This is a genomic window from Nocardia sp. NBC_01503, assembly GCF_036327755.1.
Lineage (GTDB): Bacteria > Actinomycetota > Actinomycetes > Mycobacteriales > Mycobacteriaceae > Nocardia.
Genome location: NZ_CP109596.1, coordinates 4684944 through 4706122 on the forward strand (window position 1 = coordinate 4684944; position 21179 = coordinate 4706122).

Below are 21179 nucleotides of genomic sequence, written 5' to 3' on the forward strand. Positions count from 1 at the left end.
GGTCACGAGGCCATGATCCGGGCCGCCGGGGACTGCGCCAGGTAGGCCAGGGCCTGCGCGGTCGAGCCGACCGGTTCGGGAGAATAGCCGGGCTTGAAGGTGGACAGCGCGCTGATCAGCAGCGACGGAATGCCGGGCACCGAACCCCGCCACATGGCCGCGAAGATCCTACCGACCAGCATGGGATACCGATGATTGGGCAGCGTCGGATCCTGATGCACCAGGTACTTCGTGCCGCGCAGCAGTAGTGCGATGAAGATCGGGAAGACGATCAGCATGAGCGCCCCGCGCCGCAGGTATCCGACTCCGAAGTACTCGGCCACATCGTGCGCGACCATCCGATGCTCGACCTCTTCGGCCCCGTGCCAGCGGAACAGGTCCAGCATCTGCGGATCGGCGTCGAACTTCTCCAGATCGGCGTTGAGTATCCAATCGCCGAGGAATGCGAAGAAATGCTCCAGGGTGGCGATGACGCCGAGGCGTTCGACCAGCACCTGCTGCTGTGCCGCGGCGGTCGGCATGTCGCGGTGGCCCAGGGTCTTGCGGAAGAGGAATTCCGCCTGTCGCACATAGGGTTCCACGTCGATACCGTGCGCGGCGAGGACCTCTTCGAGGGCTCCGTTATGGCTTTCGGCGTGCATGGACTCCTGGCCGATGAAGCCGATCATGGCTTCACGGAGCTTCTCGTCCCGCACCAGTTCCAGGGCTTCGCCGTAGGTGACCAGGAACATGCGCTCGCCCTCGGGCAGCAGCATGCTCAGCGCGTTCAGGACATGGGAGGCGATCGGTTCCGCGGTCATCCACACGGGTGCCGTCCGGGACCAGTCGAACTGCACATTTCGGGCGTGCAGGGCTACCTCACCGGGCTCGGTCACCTCGCGGCGCGCCAGTTTCGGAAGTAGCTTCATCGATACTCCTGGTTCGTTCCAATGACACAGCTTCATGGTGTCGACGGCGGGTCCAGCAGACCCACAGCCACTTTTGCTGCGTGAGCGTAGCAATATTCTACGCATATATGGAACCCACGGTTACAGCTAAATCCGTGTCGGTCGCACAACGAACCCCCGATGGCGCAGGCCAGCGGGGGTTCGGATGGCTCAACTGGTCTGCGTACCGGACCAGCCGAAGCTGAAACCGTGGCCCTTCGCGGTACAGCTGAACCCGCCGCGCCCGCCGCCGTGGCAGCTGGCCCCGGCGTAGTTGATGGTCGAGCCGTAGCCGATCGGGCCACCACCCAACACCTGGGCATCCGAGCGGCCGTAGTGGCCGAATGCGCCGAAGGTCGGGTGTGCCGGCAGGAACGGCATATCGATGGCGAGATCGGTGATCGGGATTATATTGAGCCACTTGGCGATACCGGATTGGATATCGCAGCCGACATCGCCGTTCGCCTTGATCGAGCAGCTGGCGATACCGGTGTTGAAGTACGCGGTATCGCCGATCAGGTAGTCGTTGACGTTCACTTCGTCCGAGTCGGCGTGCGCGACCGAGGTTCCGGCCAGCGCGACGGCCGCGGCGGCCATGGCGACGCCGAAGAATGCCCTTACCTTCATAGATGTCCTCTCAGTTCGAAGTCCCGACCCGACTTCCGACTGTAGGCAGGTCAGTGCGCGGTCGCGAGGTGTTCGCCGTAGAAGAGCATCAGGCCCACGCCCGCGGAGATCCCGCCCAAGAGCCAGAAACGGATGATGACGGCCGTCTCCGGCCAGGTGCTGAGCTCGAAATGATGGTGGAACGGGGCCATCTTGAACAGGCGGGTGCGGGTGGTCCGGAAGACCGCGATCTGCAGGGCCACCGACAGGATCTCGGCGACGAAGAGCGCGCCGATGACCGCCATCAGCAGTTCGGTGCGGGTGGTGATGGACAGGCCCGCGATCAGTCCGCCCAGTGCCAGCGAACCGGTATCGCCCATGAAGATCTTGGCGGGATTGGCATTCCACCACAGGAAGCCGATGCAGGCCGCCGCGCCCGAGGCGCAGACCAGCGCCAGATCCAGCGGATCGCGGACCGAATAGCAGGCCGGACCGGGCTTGATCGAACAGGCGTTGGTGTACTGCCAGAGCGTGACGATGACGTACGCGCCCAGTGCCAGCGCCATGGAACCCGCGGCCAGACCATCGAGCCCGTCGGTGATATTGACGGCATTGGACCAGGCCACCACCAGGAACACCACGAAGATGAGGAAGACGGCCACGCTGAAATACAAGAAGGTGTAGTCCCGGACATACGAGAGATGGCGGCTCGCGGGCGTCAGGCCGGAGTTGTTCGGAAAGCGCAGTGCCAGTACGCCGAAGACCACGGCCGCGGTGACCTGCCCGAGGTACTTGCCCTTGGCGGTGAGGCCGAGATTGCGGCGTTTGGTGAGCTTGATGAAGTCGTCCAGGAAGCCCACGACGCCCAGCGCCGTCGCCAAACCCAGCACCAGCAGACCCGAGACGGTCAAACCCTCTGCGTCATAGCGGATTCCGATCAGATGCGAGCCCAGATATCCGGCCCACATACCGATCAGGATGGCGATACCGCCCATGGTCGGGGTGCCGCGCTTGGCCTGATGACTGGCCGGACCGTCGGACCGGATCTCCTGTCCGACATTCCTTTTCGCGAACAGCCTGATCAGCAGCGGTGTCAAGGTAATCGACACCGCCAGCGCGATCATCACCGCGAAAAGAATCTGCCTCATCTGCCCACCTCATGCTGCCGAACGTTCGCCTTGACGCTATCGCCAGCACCGGCACGGTGCACGGGTGGGTTGGGCTGTGGCTAGAGCACCGCCTGCGTCTGGGTGATCTTGGCGACGAGTTTGCCCGCGTCATCACGGATTTCGGTCTCCACGACGATGAAACTGCGGCCCGCGTGCAGCGGCCGGGCGGTGGCGGTGGCATAGCCCGAGCGCACACCCCGCAGGAAATTCGTCTTCGACTCCACCGTCGTGGTGCCCTGCTTACCCTCGGGCAGATTCAGGAACGCACAGACCGCGCCGGTCGAATCCGCCAGCGCCATGAGGACGCCACCGTGCATCGCGCCGCCCAGCGTGCACAGCGATTCATCCCATGCGAGCCGGCTGCGCACCTGCTCCGCGCCGTGCTCGAGCACCTCGATACCGAGCCGGTCGGCGAACGGCATGGTGCTGAAGATTTTCGCGCCGATCGGATCCACTGGGAATTCAGTCATGGAAAAGACTGTGCCCGAACCTCGTCCGCCCGTCGATTACCTCGCGGGTAATGCGTGCGCATCAGCCCCCGTCGGCCCCCTTGTGATCGCGCTGACAGCGGCCGAGCGGGCTCTCTCAGCAGGCGATCAGGTTCGGGCCAGCAAATGCACAGTGAACTGAGGCAGGGTGAACTCTTTCCGGAGAGAAACATTTTCTACAGAGGAGATAACCCGCGTGCGTTTGTCGAAGACCTGGGGGAGCGCGGTTATCGCGTTGACCGCAACCGTCCTGCTACCGATCGCCGCGGGTACCGCCTCCGCTGATTCCCCGGCCATGGTCGGTCCGTCGGGCACCTCCGCGGACGGTTCCGAGATCGTCTCGAGCACCGCGGGTGACGCCCGGACGCTGAAGCTTCAGGTCTACTCGGCCGCCATGGACAAGAACATCGAGGTCGACGTCCAGCGCCCCGCCGACACCTCCGCCTCGGCCCCGGTGCTCTACCTGCTCAATGGCGCGGGCGGCGGCGAGGACTCCGCCACCTGGCAGCGGCAGACCGATGCGCTGAACTTCCTCTCCGATAAGGATGTCAATGTGGTGCAGCCGGTGGGTGGCGGCTTCAGCTACTACACCGACTGGAACGAACCCGATCCCAAGCTGGGCGTGAACAAGTGGAAGACCTTCCTCACCGAGGAGCTGCCGCCGCTCATCGACCGCGCGCTGAACACCAACGGGCGCAATGCGATTGCCGGACTCTCCATGGCGGGCACCTCGGTGCTGCAACTGCCCATCGCCGCGCCCGGGCTCTACCAGTCGGTGGCCTCGTACAGCGGCTGCGCGCAGATCAGTGATCCCATCGGCTGGAACTTCGTCAATACCGTGGTGGCCGCGGGTGGCGGCGATGCGGCGAATATGTATGGCCCGCAGGGTGATCCGATGTGGGCGGCCAATGATCCCTATGTGCACGCCGATCAGCTGCGCGGACTGAATCTGTATATCTCCAGCGGCTCCGGCCTGCCGGGTCCGTGGGACACTCTCGACGGTCCGCACACCCTGCCCGGCTGGGGAGGTCTGGTCAATCAGGTCGGCCTGGGCGGCGCGCTCGAGGCCGCCACCAACTATTGCTCGCACAATTTGCAGGCCAAACTGGGCCAGCTCGGCATTCCGGCCACCTTCAACTTCACTCCTACCGGCACCCACTCCTGGGGCTACTGGCAGGATGACCTGAAGAATTCCTGGCCCGTGCTGGCAGCCGGACTCGGATTGCCCGCCTGACCGGAGTTCCTTTCACACAAAGACACCGGCTCGCCTCCAAGGGGATGTGGAGGCGAGCCGGTGCCTTTATCTGTTACTCGCTGAACTCGAAATTCGGGTAGCCGCTCTCGCGCTCGTCGTCGCAGAAGCGGCGGTAATTGCCGAAACCGCCGATGTACGGCATGAATACCCGCTTCTTACCCTCGACATTCGCGCCCATGTACCACGAGTTGGCCTTCACGAAGAGCGTGCCCTCGGCGACCTCCATGAGGTGATCGGTCCACTTGGCCGCGGCCTCCGCGCGCGCCTCGACCTGCCGAATCCCCAGCGCGCGGCAGCGTTCGACCAGGGCGAGCACCCAATCCAGCTGCTGTTCGGAGTGCAGCACCATATTCGCCATGACCGACGGGGTGCCGACGCTGTTGATGCTGAACATATTCGGGAAACCGTGAATACCGAAGCCCAGGTAGGTGACCGGGCCGTCCGCCCAGGTATCGCGGAGCCGGGTATTGCGCGCGCCCCGGATGTCGATGCGCAGGAGCGCCCCCGTCATGGCATCGAAACCCGTTGCGTAGACCAGGGTGTCGATCTCGATGAACTTGTCGCCGGTGCGAATACCGGTCGGGGTGATCTCCTCGATGGGCTCGCGGCGCAGATTCACCAGCGATACATTCGGGCGATTGAACATCTCGTAGTAGCCCGAATCGGTGCAGATGCGCTTGGTGCCGATCGGATGATCATTCGGAATGAGATCGTCTGCGACAGCCGGGCTTTCGACTTTGGCGCGAATCTTGGCGACCGCGAACTCACGCACGACCTCATTGGCGGCCATATCGCTGTTCTGATCCGGGAACACCTTGTTGAACAGCACCCCGCCGCCATTCCAGCGGTCCTCCATGGCCTTCTGACGCTCCTGCGCGCTCAGCTCCAGGGCCTTGGTCTGGATACTGGGGTGCGGGGTGGCGGCCGGGGCGTAGTAGGACTTCTCCCGGCGCTGACGGTAGGTGGCGCGGATCTGCGCCTGCTCCGCATCGGTCCACGGTCGATTCGGCATGGGCACACTGAAATTGGGGGAGCGCTGGAAGACGGTGAGTGCCTGCGCTTCCCGCGCGATGATGGGGGAGACCTGGATGCCCGACGAACCGGTGCCGATGACGCCGACCCGCTTGCCCTCGAAGGATGCGCCCTCCTCCGGCCAGCGGGCGGTGAAAAGCTCCTCGCCCGCAAAGGTCTCCACGCCCGGGATATTCGGCTTGATCGGCGCGGAGAGGCAGCCGGTGGCGAAAACCACGAAGCGGGAACGGAATTGCTCACCCGAGGCGGTGGTCAGTGTCCAGATCGCGGTGGCATCGTCGAAGTGGGCCGCGGTGACGGTCTGCTCGAAGCGGTAGCGCCGCTTCAGATCGAAGCGGTCGGCCACGTGATTGATATAGGCCAGGATCTCCGGCTGCGCGGCGAAACGCTCGGTCCAGGTCCAACTCTGCTGCAGCTCCTCATCGAACGAGTAGGAGTAGTCGACGCTCTCCACATCGCAGCGTGCGCCCGGATAGCGGTTCCAGAACCAGGTGCCGCCGACATCCGCACCGGCCTCCAGGCCCAGCACATTCAATCCGGCGCGGGCCGCCCGATGGACACCGTAGAGCCCGGCGAATCCCGCGCCGATGATGATCACATCGTATTGACCGGCCTGCTCCGCGCTGGCATGCATGCGTGCCCTCTCGCCTTCGTCTAGAACTATTTCGACTAGGCATATCGTCAAGCGCGCAGCGGCAGGTCGCGAGAGTACGTCCCACTGACCAGGAGGCGAAGAGGTTATTCGTGCGTGGGTTCGCCCGTGACCACGTGATCCGCGTGGTTCAGACCCTCGCGCACCAGGCGCGCGAGATGCCCGTCGCGAATGCGGTAGATGATGCGGCGGCCCTCGCGCCGGGTATCCACGAGTCCGGTGAACCGCAGCTTGGCCAGATGCTGGCTGACCGCGGTCCTGGATGCGTCACACGCCTCGGTGAGCGCGCTGACATCTGCCTCACCCGAGGCGAGAATCCAGAGAATATGCAGCCGAGTCGGATCCGAGAGCATGCGGAAGGTCTCGGTGGCGGCGTCCAGGCGAGCCTGATCGGGATCGATGCGGTGCGCGAGACTGGGAGCGGCGGTCGACAGCGCCTCCGCGTCGCGCTTGCTCGCCACCACTCACCCTCCTGCCGTCATCACCTCGCCGCCCCACATCCGCGCGGCCGTAGTTGCAGCAAGTGTAGCTATCGCGCCCCGGGTGATACGCGCACACAGCAGCCCGGTCCAGACCGGTGCGGCCACCTGCGTGGACCGCTATCCTCGCCGGTATGTGGAGGAACCTTGCGGCCGCTACAGCCGCGGTTTCGGCACTACTGCTGACCGGCTGCGCCCAGCGAGACAGCGCGGAACCCGCCGCCACCCTCGAGGCCAGCGTGGCGCCGGTGGTCTCCGCCACCGCCACACCGGGCACCGAACCACCACCCACCGCCGAAGCGCCCGGCGCGAACCCGGCCACCTCACTCGCGCCCTGCGGCGATATCGGCACGGCCGCAACGGTTCCCGACTGTCTACTACAATCCCATGATCCCGCCGGACTCGGCTTCGAAGTCCGGCACACCGGCGGTCGGGCGCATATCGTCACCACCGTCAGTGTGTTCGGTGACGGCCACCGGGTGCGCCAGACCATTGTCGAACCGGATACCGACGCCTCCGGAACCGTCCCGAAACTTCGGGACCTGGACAATGACGGCCGCGACGAACTGATCGTCCCCCTCGCGCTGACCACCGCGAACGCCCGCTACGCCATCTATCACGTCACCGGCGACGCCCTGGACTACCACCGCGCCGGTGAACTCTCCGGGGTCGGCATGGACACCTCCGCCGCGAACTACGTACTGGTCTCCGCCCGCATCGGGTACGCCAGTTGGGATATCCAGTTCTGGACCTTCGTCGCCGACAAACTCCAGCCGCTGCTCACCGCCCAGGTCCGCCCCATCGACGACGGCACCGGAAAAGTGGCCGGAACCACTTGCACCGCAACGGATTCCGGCGGCCTCAACACCATGGGCCTGTCCGAAGACCAGGCCACCCAGCAATTCTGCGCCGAACCCGCCGTCCAACGCCTCCGCCGCAACTGACACCGCTCGTCATCCCGGCATGGTTTTGGCCGGGATCTTCTGACCGAGGTGGATCCCGGCCAAGAAGCGCGCCGGGATGACGAGAGGCTACTCCCCGAGGATGAGGGGAGTAGTGCGGCGAGGACGCGGGAGTCATGCCGGAGTCGGATGCGAATCCGGAATTCTCCGGGGGATTCCGGATACCGCGGCGTGCCGCATTCGCCCAGGATTGAGAGGGGTCAGCGGCCGATTCCATGGCGAACCGGCCGGGTGACGGTCCTCGACAGCGTGGTCGAGGGGTGGCGCGGTGTGGCGCACCACGAGCGGTCAGATATTGGCGCCCTTTGTGCGATTGCAGGCGCGGCACAGGATTTGGAGGTTGGCGGCGCTGGTCGCGCCACCGCGGCTGAGCGGGATGATGTGGTCGAACTCGAGGTAGTGGCTATCGCCGCACTCGACGCATTTACCGCCGTCCCGCTGCCAGACCTGAGCCTTGATGTCCTGGGAGATACTGCGGGTATCGCGGCGGCCGGGGGACAGGGTCAGTCGTTTGGCCACCCGCAGCGCGCCCTCCATGGTGGCGGCGACATGATCCGGATCGGCGACCTCGAAGATCGCGCCGCCGCGCGCCGAGGTGGCCGAGACCGCCACTCGACCGCTCGTGGTGGTCACCGAAACCACACGGGCCCAAGGCATCTCGGTACCGGTATCCGGACCGGTGAAGCGCAGCTTCTTATTGCTGCAGATGAGTCGCCCCTCGGTGAGCTTCGGACCGCGCGCCAGCTGGCGAATGTGAATGGCGGGGACATTCAGATGCAGTTGCTCCGCGGGATCGAGGTGCAGCCCGGCCGCGCCCAGTATCGGGAGCTCGCCACCGCGCAGCCGAGTCAGCATGCGGCCGCGGCCCATTCGACGGCGCAGATCCTCGATGAGCGGTCCGTCCAGTGCCAGCGCGGTGATCGCGGCGTCGAAATCATCCATCTCGGACTGTTCGATACTGCCGTCCGCGAACGCGAACGCCACCAGGCGCTCCACATGGTCGTGCGCCAGTGGTTTCAAGGTGCCGAAGCCGGCCGCGGCGTCGATTCGCTGATAGCGCAGTGCGGTCCACAGCCCATCCCAGTCGTCGCCACGCGGCCCGCCCGCGCGCAGCACCCGCTCGGCCCGCCCGCGCCAGCCCGACAGATACGCCTCGATCTCCTCGGCGCAGTCTCGGCACGGCGCGGGGCCGCCGAACAGTCGCCAGCGCCGAGGACGCCCGCACCGGGAGCAATGCCGGGCATCCTCGGACGGTGCCGACCGCGTCGTAGCCGTCCAATCCCGGCCATCCCACCAGCGCAGTCGCCCCGCCCCCTCGGGATCCGGATGCCAGTCCGCCCGTTCCGGATTCGGCGGCAAGACCGGGGGCGGGGGCGGCACCGCCCGCTCCACCTCGTCCGGATCGTCCACGTGGACCCCGAATTCGGTGACGATTCCGGCCAGTCCGCTGGCCCACCCCTGCCCGATGGCCCGGAAGCGCCACTCGCCTTCGCGCCGGTAGAACTCACCGAACATCATGGCGCGCACCGATTCCGCCTCGGTGATCTCGAACCAGGCGACCGGCCGATTGTGGTCGAAGACCGTGAGAATCAATCCCGGCACCGCGGCGAAGGAGTCCGGTACCGACCCGGTCACCACAATCCGCTCCACCTCGGATTCGGTGCGCGGCAGCGAGACCGAGAGTCTCGCGGTCCCCGGATCCGGCTCCGGATCCAAGGTCACGGCCTGCGACACATGCCGGGGTGCGTTGAAGAAGACGAAATCCCGATCCGAGCGCACCTGCCCGCTATCGGACAGCAGCAAGGCGTGCGCATCCAGCTCATGATCGGACTGCCACGAAAGGACAACCGTCAGAAGCGATGTCGGTACCGGCGCATGACCACCCTTGGTGAGTTTCATTGTGATCGAACTATGCCACGCACCCCCGACACCCTCCGAAGCGCCGGAGAAGGCCCGGTGCGCGCCAGGATTTACGCGGCACCCAAGCTGCGGCACAGTGGAATCATGACCACACCCAAGGGCCCCGGCCGCCAGCCCCCGCGCGGCAAACCGCAATCCCCGCGCGTGCCCACGCCAAGCGAGATCCTCGCCGCCGCCCAGGCCGCCGTCGTCGCCGCGCAGGCCGCCGCCGGTGACGCCCTCGACTCCGCGCAACTCACCGCCACCCAGGCATTCGATACCGCCGTTCGCCTACCCCCGGCCTCCATGCACCTGGCCGCTCAACTCCCCGATCTCATCGAGAGCCTCACCGTCGCGGTCGAACGCCTCAACTCCACCATCGACCGCCTGGACCGCACCCTGACGCTGGCCGAACCGGCCCTGGTCACCTACGACAAACTTCTCACCCGCCTGGAGTCCATCTCCGCCGCCGGTGAGGAGGCCATGTCACGACTGGAGAAGCTGCCCGGAGTCTCCCTGCTTGGCCGTCTCGCCGGCATCACCCGCGAAGTTCCCGAGCCCGAACCACCCCTGCCGAGGCCGCGCCGAATCAAATAAGCCTTCGTCATCCCGGCATGGTTTTGGCTGGGATCCACACTGGCCGAGGTGGATCCCGGCCAAAAGCGCGCCGGGGTGGCGAAGGGAGTTCGCTCGCGTGGGGGTGGCGAGGGGAGTTCGCTCGGCCTGGGGTGGCGAAGGGAGTTCGCTCGCGCCGGGGTGGCGAGGGGAGTTCGCTCGGCCTGGGGTGGCGAGGGGAGTTCGCTCGGCCTGGGGTGGCGAGGGGAGTTCGCTCGGCCTGGGGTGGCGAGGGGAGTTCGCTCGGCCTGGGGTGGCGAGGGGAGTTCGCTCGGCCTGGGGTGGCGAGGGGAGTCCGCTCGGCCGGGGGCAGCGAGGCGAGTTCGCTCGGCGTTCGGGGATGGCGAGGGGGTTCGTTCGGTCAGGCGGAGGGGAGTGGGGTTTTCGGGGGGACCGCGAGGCCGGGGAGGGCTCGGAGGGCTGTCGCTGCCTTCCAGAGCATTTCCTGGTATTCGGCGTGCGGGTCCGAGTCCAGGACGATCGCACCGCCCGCGCCCACCCGCCAGGAACCGTTGTGGCGCACCGCTGTTCGGATGACGATATTCAGGTCGGCGGTACCGCCCAGGCCGAGGAAGCCGATGGCGCCGGAGTAGATGCCGCGGGCCTCGGTTTCGAGGCCGTCGATGATCTCCATGGTGCGCCGCTTCGGCGCACCGGTCATGGAGCCGCCGGGGAAGCAGGCGCGCAGTACGTCGATCACGTCCAGGTGCGGGCGCAGGGTGCCGCGCACCGTCGAAACCAGTTGGTGCAGAGTCGTATACGTCTCCACCGCCATGAGCTTGGGAACATGCACCGAGCCGATCTCGCAGACCCGGCCGAGATCATTGCGGAGCAGATCCACGATCATGAGATTCTCCGCGCGCGTCTTCGGATCCAGTGCCAACTCCCGCGCCAGCCGCTCATCCTCGGCTGGGGTGTGCCCGCGCGGTGCGGTGCCCTTGATCGGCTTGCTCTCCACCGTCCGTGCCCGATCCAGTTTGAGGAACCGCTCGGGGGAGGACGATGCCACCTCCAGGCCCTCGAAACGCAGAAAAGCCGCGTAGGGAGCCGGATTACAGCGCCGCAGCGTGCGATAGACGCTCAACCCGTCACCGTCGGCCGGGAGATACGCGCTGTCGGTAATGCAGATTTCGTACGACTCGCCCGCAACCAACTGCGCCTGACAGGCTTCGACATCGGCGAGATACCGGTCGCGCCCCCGCGTCAGCAGGGGAGCGACCATGCCCTCATCGGTATGAAGCTCCAGATCCGGCGGATTCGCCCAGGTCGGCAGCCTTTCCAGAGTCGCGCGGGTGCCAACCAGCCAATCCCGGGCTGCGACAGGAGAATCCGCTGTCGATTCGGCGAGGGCGAGTAGATAGGTGCGCCCCGCTTCGTGATCCACCACGATCAGCCGATCGGCGAAGAGCCACTGTGCGTCCGGGGTCGGTGCCTGGTGCGCGAGCTCCGCACCACAATCGGCCTTCATCTCGTAGCCGAGATATCCCACGTATCCGCCGACGAAATCGAAAGGCACATCCGGGAATTCGATCTGTCTGCGGCGTAGCTCGCCGGATAGGTAATCCAGCACCCCGCCCGGCACCATCCGCGTCCCGGCGGCTGATGCGACCTCGACCACGCCCGAACCCACTCGGTAGCGGACGGTTTCGGCCAAGGGGCCGGATGCGTCACCCAGGAACGAGAACCGGTCCAGTCCCGGCTCCACATGCTCACTGTCCAGCCAGAACGCAGTGGGTGACTCGCGGTACAGCCGATCGAATACCGCCTCCGTGTCGACGGCCCGGTCGAGCACGATCTGCTCGACACGGTAATGGATTCCGGCAGAGGCGATTTGGTCTCGCCCATTCCCGAGGTGGGGGGATATCGCCCGCGTGCTGACAAAGCCGGCTCCGGACCCGGATGTGCGCGAGATAGGAGGTGCGTGCTTCGGCGCATCCCCGGTGCGGCTCCGATGCGCGCGGGTGAGATCCGCGAAATTGCGCAGCAGCAGTTCGCCGTATTCGCTGGAAATCGATTCGGGGTGGAACTGCACGCCCCACTGCGGGCGGTAGCGATGCCGGATACCCATGATCACGCCGTCCGGGGCGGTCGCGGTGACCTCGAGTGTCTCGGGCAATGGCCGTGCGGCGCACAGCGAGTGGTAGCGCACCGCCGTGAAGTCCTGTGGCACATCGGCGAACAACTCACGCCCGTCGTGGGTTATCCGATCCGGATATCCGTGCCGGGCCCGGGGAGCGGCGGTCACCGCCCCGCCCGCCGCGATCACAATGCCCTGATGTCCGAGGCAAACGCCGAGCAATGGGAGTTCGGAATCCGCGATCAACCCGGCCGAGATCCCGAAATCCCGTGCGATATCCGGCCTGCCCGGCCCGGGCGAGATGACGATGTTGTCGAACCCCGTGAGGTCCAACTCCGCTACCTCGTCATTGCGCACGACGACGGGCTCCACCCCGTTCACCTGACTGATCAGCTGATACAGGTTGTAGGTGAACGAGTCGTAGTTGTCGATCAGCAGCGTGCGCATTTGGCTGGCAACTTTACGCCACGCCACCCCGCGCCCCGGGTCTCGACCTGCGTGAACGAGGCCACCGCCACTTCTGCTGGCATATGCCTTCAGTTGTGCTGGACGGTTACGGCACAATGTGGGGCATGTCTGAAGTGCAGCCGGTCGATGTGGATCGCGACCTCGTCGACTTCGCGGTCGTCGGGAAGTGGATGGATGAGCAGGGCTTGCCCGGCGGCGAATTCGAGGAGGTGAAACCCCTCGGCGGCGGCACCCAGAACATCATGCTGCGCTTCACCAGGGGTGGACGCGACTACGTGCTGCGACGCGGGCCCAAACATCTGCGGGCCGCCAGCAACAATGTGATCCGCCGCGAATCCCGCATCCTCGAAGCCCTCGCCGGCACCGGCGTGCGCGCGCCCCGCGTCATCGCGGCCGGGGCCGATGAATCGCTCATCGGGGCCAACTTCTATCTGATGGAGCCGATCATCGGCTTCAACCCGCAGAACGAACTGCCCCCGCTGCACGCGGGCGATCCGGAGATCCGGCGGCAGATGGGACTCTCGGCCGTGGAGGCCATCGCCCGGCTCGGCGCACTCGACCACGAGGCGCTCGGACTCTCGGATTACGGCAAGCCGGAAGGCTTCCTGGAGCGTCAGGTTCCGCGCTGGCTCAAAGAACTCGAGTCCTACAGCGTCAATGAGGGCTATGCCGGACCCGAGATCCCGGGCGTCGACCGCGTCGGCGAATGGCTGGACCGCAATCGCCCCGCGCAGTGGCAACCGGGCATCCTGCACGGCGACTGCCACCTCGCCAACATGATGTTCTCCTATGACGGCCCGCAGGTCGCGGCCATGGTCGACTGGGAGATGTCCACCATCGGTGATCCGCTGCTGGATCTGGGCTGGCAGATCGCGACCCGCCCGGAGCCCGGCACCACCGGCGCGGCGCTCATCGGCTCCCTCGGTGCGGTCGGCGGCCTGCCCACCGCGGCGGAGATGACCGAGCACTACGGCAAGTTCTCCGACCGCGACCTGAGCAATGTCACCTGGTATACGGTGCTGGCCTGCTTCAAACTCGGCATCGTGCTGGAGGGCACCTATGCCCGCGCGGCTGCGGGCAAGGCGCCCAAGGAAGTTGGCGACTTCCTGCACGCCATCACCCTGGAGCTGTTCGGCAAGGCGCATCAGCTGATGGAGTGAGCCGGGCCGCGACCCGCTCCCATCGCGGTCGCGGTTCGGCAAACCTGTCGCGATCTTGGCGACGCGTGGCGGGATATCGGTGGCCGAAAAGCTCGCGCCATCGTAGGTTACCGATATGCCGATCGTGCCCGATGCCAAGGACTGGACCTGGGTGCTGGAGCGCACCTGCGACGAATGCGGATTCGACCCGAGCGCCACCGCGTTCGAGTCGATTCCGAGTCGGGTGCGCTCCAGCGCCGCGGTGCTGACCGCCGCCCTTAATGCTCCGAATGCCACTGTGCGGCCGGACGATTCGACCTGGTCCGCGCTGGAGTACGCCGCGCACGTCCGCGATGTGTGCCGGATCTTCGAGCACCGCCTCGATATCACCCGCACCGGTTCGGCCCGCCCCGGCCCGCTGATCGGCGGCTACGACACCGCGGTCACCATCGATGATTCCGGCATCCCCATGTTCGCCAACTGGGACCAGGACGAGACCGCCCGCGCCGAGAACTATGCGGCACAGGACATTACGCGGGTCGCCGCCGACCTGCGCGCCGCCGCCGAAACCACCGCTCGCGCATACGAATCCGTTCCGGCGGACGAGCTCAACCATCCGGCCAAGCGCAGCAACGGCTCACTCTTCACGGTGCAGACCCTGGGCAGGTACTTCCTGCATGACGTGGTGCACCATGCCCACGATGTCGAGAACCGCGGCACCGCAACGGCTTAGGGTTATACCGCTGGTTGCTGCTGGGTGGTGCAGTGGATACCGCCGCCTCCAGCCGCGATGGCATCGATATTCACCTGGACGACCTCGCGATCCGGAAACAGCCGCCGCAGCGTGTTCGCGGCCGCGGTATCGCGCGGGGCATCGCCGAACTGCGGGGCGATCACACCGCCATTGCAGAGGTAGAAGTTGATATAGCCCGCCGCGAAATCCCCGTCCACCCACTCGGAGCGGACGGTGTCCGGGCCCTCGATGATCTCGAGGTGCAGGGGACGACCGTGCTGATCGGTGGCCTCCTTCAGGATCTCCTGATGGATGCGGGTGACCTCGTAATCGAAGGCATCCGGATCGTTCTCCAATCCGGCCACCACCACGCCCGGGCGGGCGAAGCGGGCGTAGAAATCGGTGTGCCCGTCGGTGATATCGCGCCCGGCGATACCCGGCAGCCAGATGATCTTCTCGATGCCGAGCAGGCGCCCCAGCTCCTGCTCGACCTCCGGTTTGGTCCAGTCCGGATTCCGATTGTCGTTCAGCACACAGCTTTCGGTGATGATGGCCAGCCCTTCGCCGTCCACCTCGATACCGCCGCCCTCCAGGACGAGTTCGGTATGCACCGCCTCAGCGCCCGCCTGCGCGGTCACATAGCTGGCGGTCATGGCATCCTCGGCATGCTCCTGCTTATCGCCCCAGCCATTGAAATTGCAGTCGATACCCGCCTGCGCGCCGGATTCGTCGAAGACGAAGACCGGACCCGAATCGCGCAGCCACAGGTCATCCAGGGGTGTCTCGTACAGGGTGATGTCCGGGCCGACCAGCGCACGTGCCACCGCGAGCTCGTCGGGCCGCACCAGCATGGACACCGGTTCGAAACGCGCGATGGTGCGGGCGATATCGGCGAGAGCGCGCTGGGCCAGGGGGAGCAGGTCGGCGGTCCAGACCTGCTCACTCGCTCCGAACGCCATCCAGGTGCGCAGGTGCGGGCGGCCTTCGTCGGGCATCCGGTATCGCTGCATCGAACGACTCCTGACCTCGTTGGCACCCGCGAAAAAGGTGCGGGCAAACCGTTGGCGAATACGAGGTTAGCGGGTGTTCGGGGCGGTTCCGGGGAGGAACGCGGTCAGACGCTGCGGCGCAGCGCCTCGCGGAGATTACGGGAGCGCACATCGTCCAGGACCGCCATGCCCAGGCGGTTCATGGTGTAACCGAAGCCCAGACCCGTTGCGGGATCGGCGAATCCGAAGGAGCCGCCGTAGCCGGTGGTGCCGTAGGCGCGCGCATCGGTGCCGAAACGGAAGCCGCCGCAGGACTTTCGGAAGCCGAGGTGGTAGCGGCTCGGGGTGAGCAGCACCAGATCCTCGGCAGGCACCTCCTGTGCGGTATCGGCGGATGCCAAGCGGTCCAACAGCTCCGCGTCGATGGGCAGCTCGCCGGTGCGGCCCGCCGCCGCACCGTAGACGCGAGCCAGGGAGCGGGCGGTGCCCACACCACCGGCGGCCGGGCTCTCCACCTCCAGGAATTCGCGGCGGGCGGCCCGGGCGGGCGCGCCGACCTGTGGAGAGTTCAAGGCGCGGAAGGAGAGTCCGCGCTTGGCGTACAGCTGCACGCCGATCCGCAGCGGCAGATCACGTTCGTAGCGCAGGATATCCAGGCCCTCGGTGGCGGAGAGAGTGGCGACGCGATCCAGCGAAACCGCCTCCGGCAGGCCGATATAGAAGTCCAGGCCGAGCGGCTTCGCGAAATCCTCGGCGAACACCCGGCCGAGCGTGCGGTGTCCGGGATCCACCCGGCGGATCAGTTCGCCCTGATACAGCCCGGCCGTGATCGGGTGATAGCCGTGTCGAGTTCCCGGCCGCCACAACGGTTTCTGTGCCGCCAGAATCGCGGCGAGCCCATCCAGATCCGCCATATCCCGCAGCCGCACCGTCCGATCCAATGCCGCCAGTCCCGCCTGATGATCCAGCAGCTGGCGGACGGTGATCGACTCCTTACCGTTCGCCGCGAACTCCGGCCAGTACCGTGCCACCGGAGCCGCATAGTCCAGCAATCCTCGGGAAACCGCCGCCGCCACCACGAATGCCGTCATGCCCTTGGTGGAGGACCACACCGGAGCCATGGTGTCCCGCTCCCATGCCAGCCGCCGCTTGCGATCGCGGTAGCCCGCCCACAGATCCACCACCGGCCGATCCCCGTCGAAGACGGCGACCGCCGCCCCGATCTCGCCGTGCGCGGCGAAATTCCGCCGAAAAGCATCCGCGACCGCCCCGAACCCGCTGTCCACCTCACCGTGGACCGTGACCTGCTCACTCATGGTGGAACCGATCGTATCGAGCCGGTTATGCCCGCGCGATCGGGTGCTTGCCGAGGAAATCGAGGATGGCCGCATACCGGGGCGCGGGATCCTCGAGCATCACGACATGCCCGCTCTCGAACTCGAGGTACTCCGCACCCGCGATGGCCGCGGCCTGTCGGCGCGCCCCCCGCCGGATCGGCGAGCAGGTCACCTCGGCTACGCCCTCGACGTCAAGAACCTCCACCCCATCGACGCCGCGGCCCACACCCTCGGCCGCCGGTCAGGCCGATGACGAGCGTGGGAACGGCGATCCGCGGCAGATCCGCGGTGATGTCGATGGTGCCGATCAGCGCGGCCCGGGCTGCCGTACCGCCGGGGATAATCGCCGCGGTCTGCGCCAATGCCTCCGAAAGCTGTTCCGGAGAGCGGGCATTCACGAAATCGGCACTGAAGCCCGCCAGCAGCACGATGCGCGCGAACAGTGCCCGGTCGCCCGCGGCCAGCGCGTACTGCCACAGATCGGTATTCAGTCGCGTGCGATTGTCGGGCCGATCGAACCCGGCGGTGAGAGCCAGCCGGCGCACCCGCTCGGGATGCCGGGCCGCCGCGCGCACCGCCACCGCGGTGCCGAGCGAATACCCGACGATCGTGAACTGTTCCGCCCCAACCGCATCCGCCTCCGCCACCAGCGCATCGGCGAGCGCATCGAGTTCCAGGGGCGTGTCATCGCCGGGAAAGTCCGGCCCGATCACGGTGTGCCACTCGGCGAGCAACGGAATCAATCCGCCGAAGTTGGCCGCGATGCCACCACCCGCACCGTGCGCGAGCAGTGCGGCGGGGCCGGAGCCCACGCGAGTGAAGCGTCGCGGAGCGATTGCTGACCAAGGCAGCGGCAGCCTGCATGCCGGGGTGTGGTGCGGGAAACCGGACCGTGAGCCGGTAGCGTTGCAGCACGTGCCTGGACTACCGTCGATTACCGCATCGTTGCTGCGAACCAAGCCCGTGGAACAGCTCACCTCCGACGGCGAGCACACGGCGTTGCGGCGGAGTATGGGCCTCGTTCCGCTGATCTCGCTGTCGGTCGGCGCCACCCTGGGAACCGGCATCTTCGTAGTGCTGGGCGAGGCCGCACCGCTGGCCGGGCCCGCCGTGGTCATCTCATTCGCGATCGCGGCTCTCGCGGCGCTGTTCTCCGCGCTCTCCTACGCCGAGCTCGCGGGCGCCGTGCCGGTCTCCGGATCGGCGTACTCCTATACCTATGCGACACTCGGCGAGATCATCGCCTGGGTGTGCGGGTGGTGCCTGCTGCTCGAGTACGGGGTTTCGGTGGCTGCCGTCGCGGTCGGCTGGGGTGCCTACCTGAACGAATTCTTCGACTCGACCATCGGGTGGCGGATTCCGGATGCCCTGTCATCCGCGCCCAGCGACGGGGGAATCATCAATCTTCCTGCCGCCGTGGTCGTTCTGATCGCGACGCTGGTGCTGCTGGGTGGCATTCGGGAGAGCGCCCGAGTCACCACCGCCACCACGCTGATCAAGATCGCGGTGCTGATCTTCTTCGTGGCGGTCGCGGTGACGGCGTTCAAATCCGGCAACCTGCGCCCCTTCGCGCCGGAGGGTGTGGCCGGAATCGGATCGGCGGCCTCGATGGTGTTCTTCTCGTTCATCGGCTTCGATGCCGCCTCCACCGCGGGTGAGGAGGCGAAGAATCCGCAGCGGGATCTGCCCCGCGCCATCATCATCTCGCTCGGGATCGTGACGCTCATGTACGTGCTCGTCGCATTGACCGCGGTCGCCGCGGTCGGCGTCGACGATGTCAGCTCCTCCGGTGCGTCACTGGCGACCGTACTGGATCAGGTCACCGGAAAGAGCTGGCCCGCAACGATTCTCGCCGCCGGTGCGGTGATCGCGATCGCCTCGGTGGTGCTGACCGTGCTGTACGGGCAGACCCGAATCCTGGTCGCCATGTCGCGCGACGGGCTCATGCCCAAGGTGCTGTCCAAGGTCGGCCCCAAACGGGTGCCGACCACCAATACCTTGATCGTGGGCGGCGTCGTCGCGGTGCTGTCGGCGCTGATTCCCCTGGGCGAGTTGGTCAATGCCACCAATATCGGCACCCTGGTCTCCTTCGGCCTGGTGAATATCGGCGTACTGGTGCTGCGCCGCACCAAGCCCGATCTGCCACGCACCTTCCGGACGCTTGTCCCACTCGTTCCGGTGCTCGGTGTGGGCATGTGCGTCTGGCTGCTCTGGCACCTACCCGGGGTGACCTGGCTGGCCTTCACGCTCTGGTCCGCGGTCGGTCTGCTCGTGTACTTCGCCTACGGTCGCCGCCGCTCGGCGCTGAATCGGCCCCGGCCGGCCGCGGTCACCATCGACTCGTAGGCTCGTGACTGTGCGAGCGCTGGAGCAGATTCGAGAGTGGCCCGTTCCCAATACCGCGGCGGGTGTCGTGGTCCGGGGTAAGGGCGTAGTGGATACCGAGGGTGATGTCGATCGGGTATTCCGGCTCGCCTCGGTGACCAAACCCCTTGTGGCATACGCGGTTCTGGTCGCAGTAGAGGAGGGTGCGATCGAACTCGATCAACCCGCCGGTCCGCCCGGCGCCACCGTGCGGCATCTGCTCGCGCACACCTCCGGCCTGGCCTTCGACTCCACCGAGGTGCTGGCCGAACCGGGTGCGCGGCGCATCTACTCCAGCGCCGGATTCGAGGTGCTCGCGGAGTTCGTCGCCGGGCAAACCGGTATTCCGTTCGAACGCTATCTGCACGAGGCGGTTTTCGAGCCTCTCGGTATGGGATCGTCCGTGCTCGCCGGGCCCGCCGGACATGCGGCGAGCTCCTCGGTCGCAGACCTACTGCGGTTCGCCGAAGAATTGCTGAACCCCACCTGCGTTACCGCGGAATTGCTCACTGAGGCAAGCACAGTGCAGTTCCCTGGACGCAATGGCGTACTTCCCGGTTACGGGTCGCAGCGCCCCAACGACTGGGGTCTGGGTTTCGAAATTCGTGATCACAAAGCCCCGCACTGGACCGGGGGCGCGAATTCTCCGCGCACCTACGGGCACTTCGGGCAATCGGGTACTTTTCTCTGGGTTGATCCGGAAGTCGGCATGGCGTGTCTCGCTTTGGCGGACGAAAATTTCGGAGACTGGGCGCGCGCGGCGTGGCCGCCCCTCAGTGATGCCGTGATCGCGGAGTTTGCGTAGAAACGCGACACGGCTGACAAGTAACACACGTAACTCCGAGCACTCCAGTAAACTCGGGCAACGCTGGCTGGAGCGGGTCGTTGGGGAAGACGTCCCCGTCGAAGCCGGAGGTGTTAGTGGTGCGCGGAACGAGTCAGTTCGCCGACGCGACGTCTGGTGTCGTATACATTCATTCGTCGCCGGCGGCGCTGTGCCCGCATATCGAATGGACCCTCACCTCCACCCTCAAAGCGCCCGCGAAACTTCGCTGGACCGCCCAGCCCGCGGCCCCCGGAAATTTGCGGGCGACCACCGATTGGTACGGGCCAGTCGGTACCGGGGGTCGATTAGCTGGAGCATTGCGAGATTGGCCGGTACTGGCCTTCGAAGTCACCGAGGATGCCAGCGAGGGGGTCGACGGCGAACGCTACAGCTTCGTCCCCGGCCTCGGACTCTGGCACGGCGCGACCAGCGCCAGCGGTGATGTCATGGTCGGCGAGATGCGCCTGCGCTCGATAGTCGCCGAGGCGCGCGCGAATGGCCGCGGCTCCGCCAATGACATTGCCGCCGAGATCGATCGCGCACTCGGCACGGCGTGGGACGATGCCCTGGAGCCCTTCCGCCTCGGCGGTGAGGGTGCGGAGGTCACCTGGTTGCGGCGCGACGTCGGCTGACACCCTCCCGCGGTGCGTTCGACCGGGTGAAACCCGATCCGGTAGTCAATCGGTCTGTGCGAAAAGGAGATTTTTGTGCGGGGAATCCAAGGTCCGCTGGCCATGGCGGTCATCGCCGCCGCCGCGCTCGCGGTGACGGGCTGCGGTAACAACGACAAAGCCGAGGCCGCCGCCACCGGTGCGTCCCGTCCGAGTGCCACCCCGGCCGCCGCCTCCCAGGCGCTCCCCGGTCAGGAAGCGGTCCCCTGTGGCACCGGCCCGAACGGACTCGCGGTCGTCACCCTCACGGCCAAGGGAACCGACTTCTGCGCGACCGCGATTCAGGTCGCCACCACCTACACCCAGGAGCGAACCAAGAAGGCGGACGGCGATCTCGCCATCGAGGTGGCCGATATGCGCTGGGTCTGCGGTGAGCGCCAAGGCGACCCGAACCCGTTCCAGGAATGCGCCAGCCAGAACGAGTCCGCCGACAAGGTCCGCCTGCTGTCCTGAGTCGGTTCCACGCACCGCGCCCGCGTTGAGGTCGGTCGC

21 protein-coding genes are annotated in these 21179 nt (G+C 66.4%); 9 read left to right on the forward strand and 12 right to left on the reverse strand.

What is annotated here, in order from left to right:
- Positions 1-2: 2 nt before the first annotated feature.
- The 4 genes from OHB26_RS21150 to OHB26_RS21165 form a co-directional block, all read right to left on the reverse strand.
- Positions 3-908 carry a metal-dependent hydrolase gene (locus OHB26_RS21150; protein WP_330179007.1) on the reverse strand — a complete coding sequence of 302 codons (906 nt, stop codon included), beginning with the start codon at positions 906-908 and terminating at the stop codon, positions 3-5.
- Between the two features lie 189 nt (positions 909-1097).
- Positions 1098-1553 carry a hypothetical protein gene (locus OHB26_RS21155; protein WP_330179008.1) on the reverse strand — a complete coding sequence of 152 codons (456 nt, stop codon included), beginning with the start codon at positions 1551-1553 and terminating at the stop codon, positions 1098-1100.
- 50 nt (positions 1554-1603) lie between these two features.
- The gene (mraY, locus tag OHB26_RS21160) at positions 1604-2680 is read right to left on the reverse strand and encodes a phospho-N-acetylmuramoyl-pentapeptide-transferase (RefSeq protein WP_330179009.1); all 1077 of its coding nucleotides are present in this window, start codon (positions 2678-2680) and stop codon (positions 1604-1606) included.
- An 80-nt stretch (positions 2681-2760) separates the two neighbouring features.
- Positions 2761-3171 carry a PaaI family thioesterase gene (locus OHB26_RS21165; protein ID WP_330179010.1) on the reverse strand — a complete coding sequence of 137 codons (411 nt, stop codon included), beginning with the start codon at positions 3169-3171 and terminating at the stop codon, positions 2761-2763.
- A 214-nt stretch (positions 3172-3385) separates the two neighbouring features.
- Between OHB26_RS21165 and OHB26_RS21170 the strand changes: the two genes are divergently transcribed.
- Positions 3386-4423 (forward strand): alpha/beta hydrolase, encoded by a 1038-nt coding sequence (locus OHB26_RS21170; RefSeq protein WP_442942693.1) that lies wholly within the window; start codon positions 3386-3388, stop codon positions 4421-4423.
- Positions 4424-4496: 73 nt separating this feature from the next.
- Here the strand turns inward: OHB26_RS21170 and OHB26_RS21175 are convergent, their stop codons facing one another.
- Both OHB26_RS21175 and OHB26_RS21180 read right to left on the reverse strand, forming a co-directional pair.
- Positions 4497-6110 carry a flavin-containing monooxygenase gene (locus tag OHB26_RS21175; protein ID WP_330179011.1) on the reverse strand — a complete coding sequence of 538 codons (1614 nt, stop codon included), beginning with the start codon at positions 6108-6110 and terminating at the stop codon, positions 4497-4499.
- Between the two features lie 104 nt (positions 6111-6214).
- Complete coding sequence (locus tag OHB26_RS21180) at positions 6215-6589, reverse strand: ArsR/SmtB family transcription factor (RefSeq protein WP_330179012.1); 375 nt, start codon at positions 6587-6589, stop codon at positions 6215-6217.
- A gap of 152 nt (positions 6590-6741) precedes the next feature.
- Between OHB26_RS21180 and OHB26_RS21185 the strand changes: the two genes are divergently transcribed.
- Positions 6742-7551: a hypothetical protein gene (locus tag OHB26_RS21185; RefSeq protein WP_330179013.1), complete on the forward strand. Its 810-nt coding sequence runs from the start codon at positions 6742-6744 to the stop codon at positions 7549-7551.
- Between the two features lie 306 nt (positions 7552-7857).
- On the opposite strand, the gene OHB26_RS21190 is transcribed toward OHB26_RS21185, so the two are convergent.
- Positions 7858-9468: a TerD family protein gene (locus tag OHB26_RS21190; protein ID WP_330179014.1), complete on the reverse strand. Its 1611-nt coding sequence runs from the start codon at positions 9466-9468 to the stop codon at positions 7858-7860.
- Between the two features lie 105 nt (positions 9469-9573).
- Here OHB26_RS21190 and OHB26_RS21195 point away from each other — a divergent pair, with 105 nt between their 5' ends.
- Positions 9574-10065, forward strand: coding sequence for a hypothetical protein (locus OHB26_RS21195; protein ID WP_330179015.1), 492 nt, complete (start codon positions 9574-9576; stop codon positions 10063-10065).
- Between the two features lie 379 nt (positions 10066-10444).
- Here OHB26_RS21195 and pabB read toward each other — a convergent pair whose 3' ends face one another.
- Entirely contained in the window at positions 10445-12607 is a 2163-nt protein-coding gene (gene pabB, locus OHB26_RS21200; protein ID WP_330179016.1) for an aminodeoxychorismate synthase, read from the reverse strand.
- Positions 12608-12723: 116 nt separating this feature from the next.
- Here pabB and OHB26_RS21205 point away from each other — a divergent pair, with 116 nt between their 5' ends.
- Both OHB26_RS21205 and OHB26_RS21210 read left to right on the forward strand, forming a co-directional pair.
- Positions 12724-13788, forward strand: a complete 1065-nt coding sequence (locus OHB26_RS21205) for a phosphotransferase family protein (RefSeq protein WP_330185729.1) — start codon at positions 12724-12726, stop codon at positions 13786-13788.
- A gap of 115 nt (positions 13789-13903) precedes the next feature.
- Entirely contained in the window at positions 13904-14500 is a 597-nt protein-coding gene (locus OHB26_RS21210) for a DinB family protein (protein ID WP_330179017.1), read from the forward strand.
- A 2-nt stretch (positions 14501-14502) separates the two neighbouring features.
- On the opposite strand, the gene OHB26_RS21215 is transcribed toward OHB26_RS21210, so the two are convergent.
- The 4 genes from OHB26_RS21215 to OHB26_RS21230 are packed head-to-tail and all read right to left on the reverse strand — an operon-like array spanning position 14503 to position 17638.
- Entirely contained in the window at positions 14503-15570 is a 1068-nt protein-coding gene (locus OHB26_RS21215) for an agmatine deiminase family protein (protein ID WP_442943031.1), read from the reverse strand.
- 44 nt (positions 15571-15614) lie between these two features.
- On the reverse strand, positions 15615-16805 hold the full coding sequence (locus tag OHB26_RS21220; RefSeq protein ID WP_330179018.1) for a serine hydrolase domain-containing protein: 1191 nt from the start codon (positions 16803-16805) through the stop codon (positions 15615-15617).
- Between the two features lie 25 nt (positions 16806-16830).
- Positions 16831-17031 carry a hypothetical protein gene (locus tag OHB26_RS21225; protein WP_330179019.1) on the reverse strand — a complete coding sequence of 67 codons (201 nt, stop codon included), beginning with the start codon at positions 17029-17031 and terminating at the stop codon, positions 16831-16833.
- Positions 17018-17638 (reverse strand): alpha/beta fold hydrolase, encoded by a 621-nt coding sequence (locus OHB26_RS21230; RefSeq protein ID WP_330179020.1) that lies wholly within the window; start codon positions 17636-17638, stop codon positions 17018-17020. The genes OHB26_RS21225 and OHB26_RS21230 overlap by 14 nt, the downstream gene beginning before the upstream one ends.
- A gap of 103 nt (positions 17639-17741) precedes the next feature.
- On the opposite strand from OHB26_RS21230, the gene OHB26_RS21235 reads away from it, so the two are divergent.
- The 4 genes from OHB26_RS21235 to OHB26_RS21250 all read left to right on the forward strand — a co-directional run bounded on the left by OHB26_RS21235 (position 17742) and on the right by OHB26_RS21250 (position 21140).
- Positions 17742-19172: an amino acid permease gene (locus OHB26_RS21235; RefSeq protein ID WP_442942694.1), complete on the forward strand. Its 1431-nt coding sequence runs from the start codon at positions 17742-17744 to the stop codon at positions 19170-19172.
- Positions 19173-19182: 10 nt separating this feature from the next.
- Positions 19183-19995: a serine hydrolase domain-containing protein gene (locus tag OHB26_RS21240; protein WP_330179021.1), complete on the forward strand. Its 813-nt coding sequence runs from the start codon at positions 19183-19185 to the stop codon at positions 19993-19995.
- A gap of 119 nt (positions 19996-20114) precedes the next feature.
- Positions 20115-20648 carry a DUF3145 domain-containing protein gene (locus tag OHB26_RS21245; protein ID WP_330179022.1) on the forward strand — a complete coding sequence of 178 codons (534 nt, stop codon included), beginning with the start codon at positions 20115-20117 and terminating at the stop codon, positions 20646-20648.
- 75 nt (positions 20649-20723) lie between these two features.
- The gene (locus tag OHB26_RS21250) at positions 20724-21140 is read left to right on the forward strand and encodes a hypothetical protein (protein ID WP_330179023.1); all 417 of its coding nucleotides are present in this window, start codon (positions 20724-20726) and stop codon (positions 21138-21140) included.
- The last annotated feature ends 39 nt before the right edge of the window (positions 21141-21179 follow it).

Excerpts from the sequence above, each read along its gene's own strand:
- OHB26_RS21150 (WP_330179007.1), bottom strand. The coding sequence starts at position 908 with ATGAAGCTACTTCCGAAACTGGCGCGCCGCGAGGTGACCGAGCCCGGT.
- OHB26_RS21155 (WP_330179008.1), bottom strand. The coding sequence starts at position 1,553 with ATGAAGGTAAGGGCATTCTTCGGCGTCGCCATGGCCGCCGCGGCCGTC.
- mraY (WP_330179009.1), bottom strand. The coding sequence starts at position 2,680 with ATGAGGCAGATTCTTTTCGCGGTGATGATCGCGCTGGCGGTGTCGATT.
- OHB26_RS21165 (WP_330179010.1), bottom strand. The coding sequence starts at position 3,171 with ATGACTGAATTCCCAGTGGATCCGATCGGCGCGAAAATCTTCAGCACC.
- OHB26_RS21175 (WP_330179011.1), bottom strand. The coding sequence starts at position 6,110 with ATGCATGCCAGCGCGGAGCAGGCCGGTCAATACGATGTGATCATCATC.
- OHB26_RS21185 (WP_330179013.1), top strand. The coding sequence starts at position 6,742 with ATGTGGAGGAACCTTGCGGCCGCTACAGCCGCGGTTTCGGCACTACTG.
- OHB26_RS21190 (WP_330179014.1), bottom strand. The coding sequence starts at position 9,468 with ATGAAACTCACCAAGGGTGGTCATGCGCCGGTACCGACATCGCTTCTG.
- OHB26_RS21195 (WP_330179015.1), top strand. The coding sequence starts at position 9,574 with ATGACCACACCCAAGGGCCCCGGCCGCCAGCCCCCGCGCGGCAAACCG.
- pabB (WP_330179016.1), bottom strand. The coding sequence starts at position 12,607 with ATGCGCACGCTGCTGATCGACAACTACGACTCGTTCACCTACAACCTG.
- OHB26_RS21205 (WP_330185729.1), top strand. The coding sequence starts at position 12,724 with ATGTGGGGCATGTCTGAAGTGCAGCCGGTCGATGTGGATCGCGACCTC.
- OHB26_RS21210 (WP_330179017.1), top strand. The coding sequence starts at position 13,904 with ATGCCGATCGTGCCCGATGCCAAGGACTGGACCTGGGTGCTGGAGCGC.
- OHB26_RS21220 (WP_330179018.1), bottom strand. The coding sequence starts at position 16,805 with ATGAGTGAGCAGGTCACGGTCCACGGTGAGGTGGACAGCGGGTTCGGG.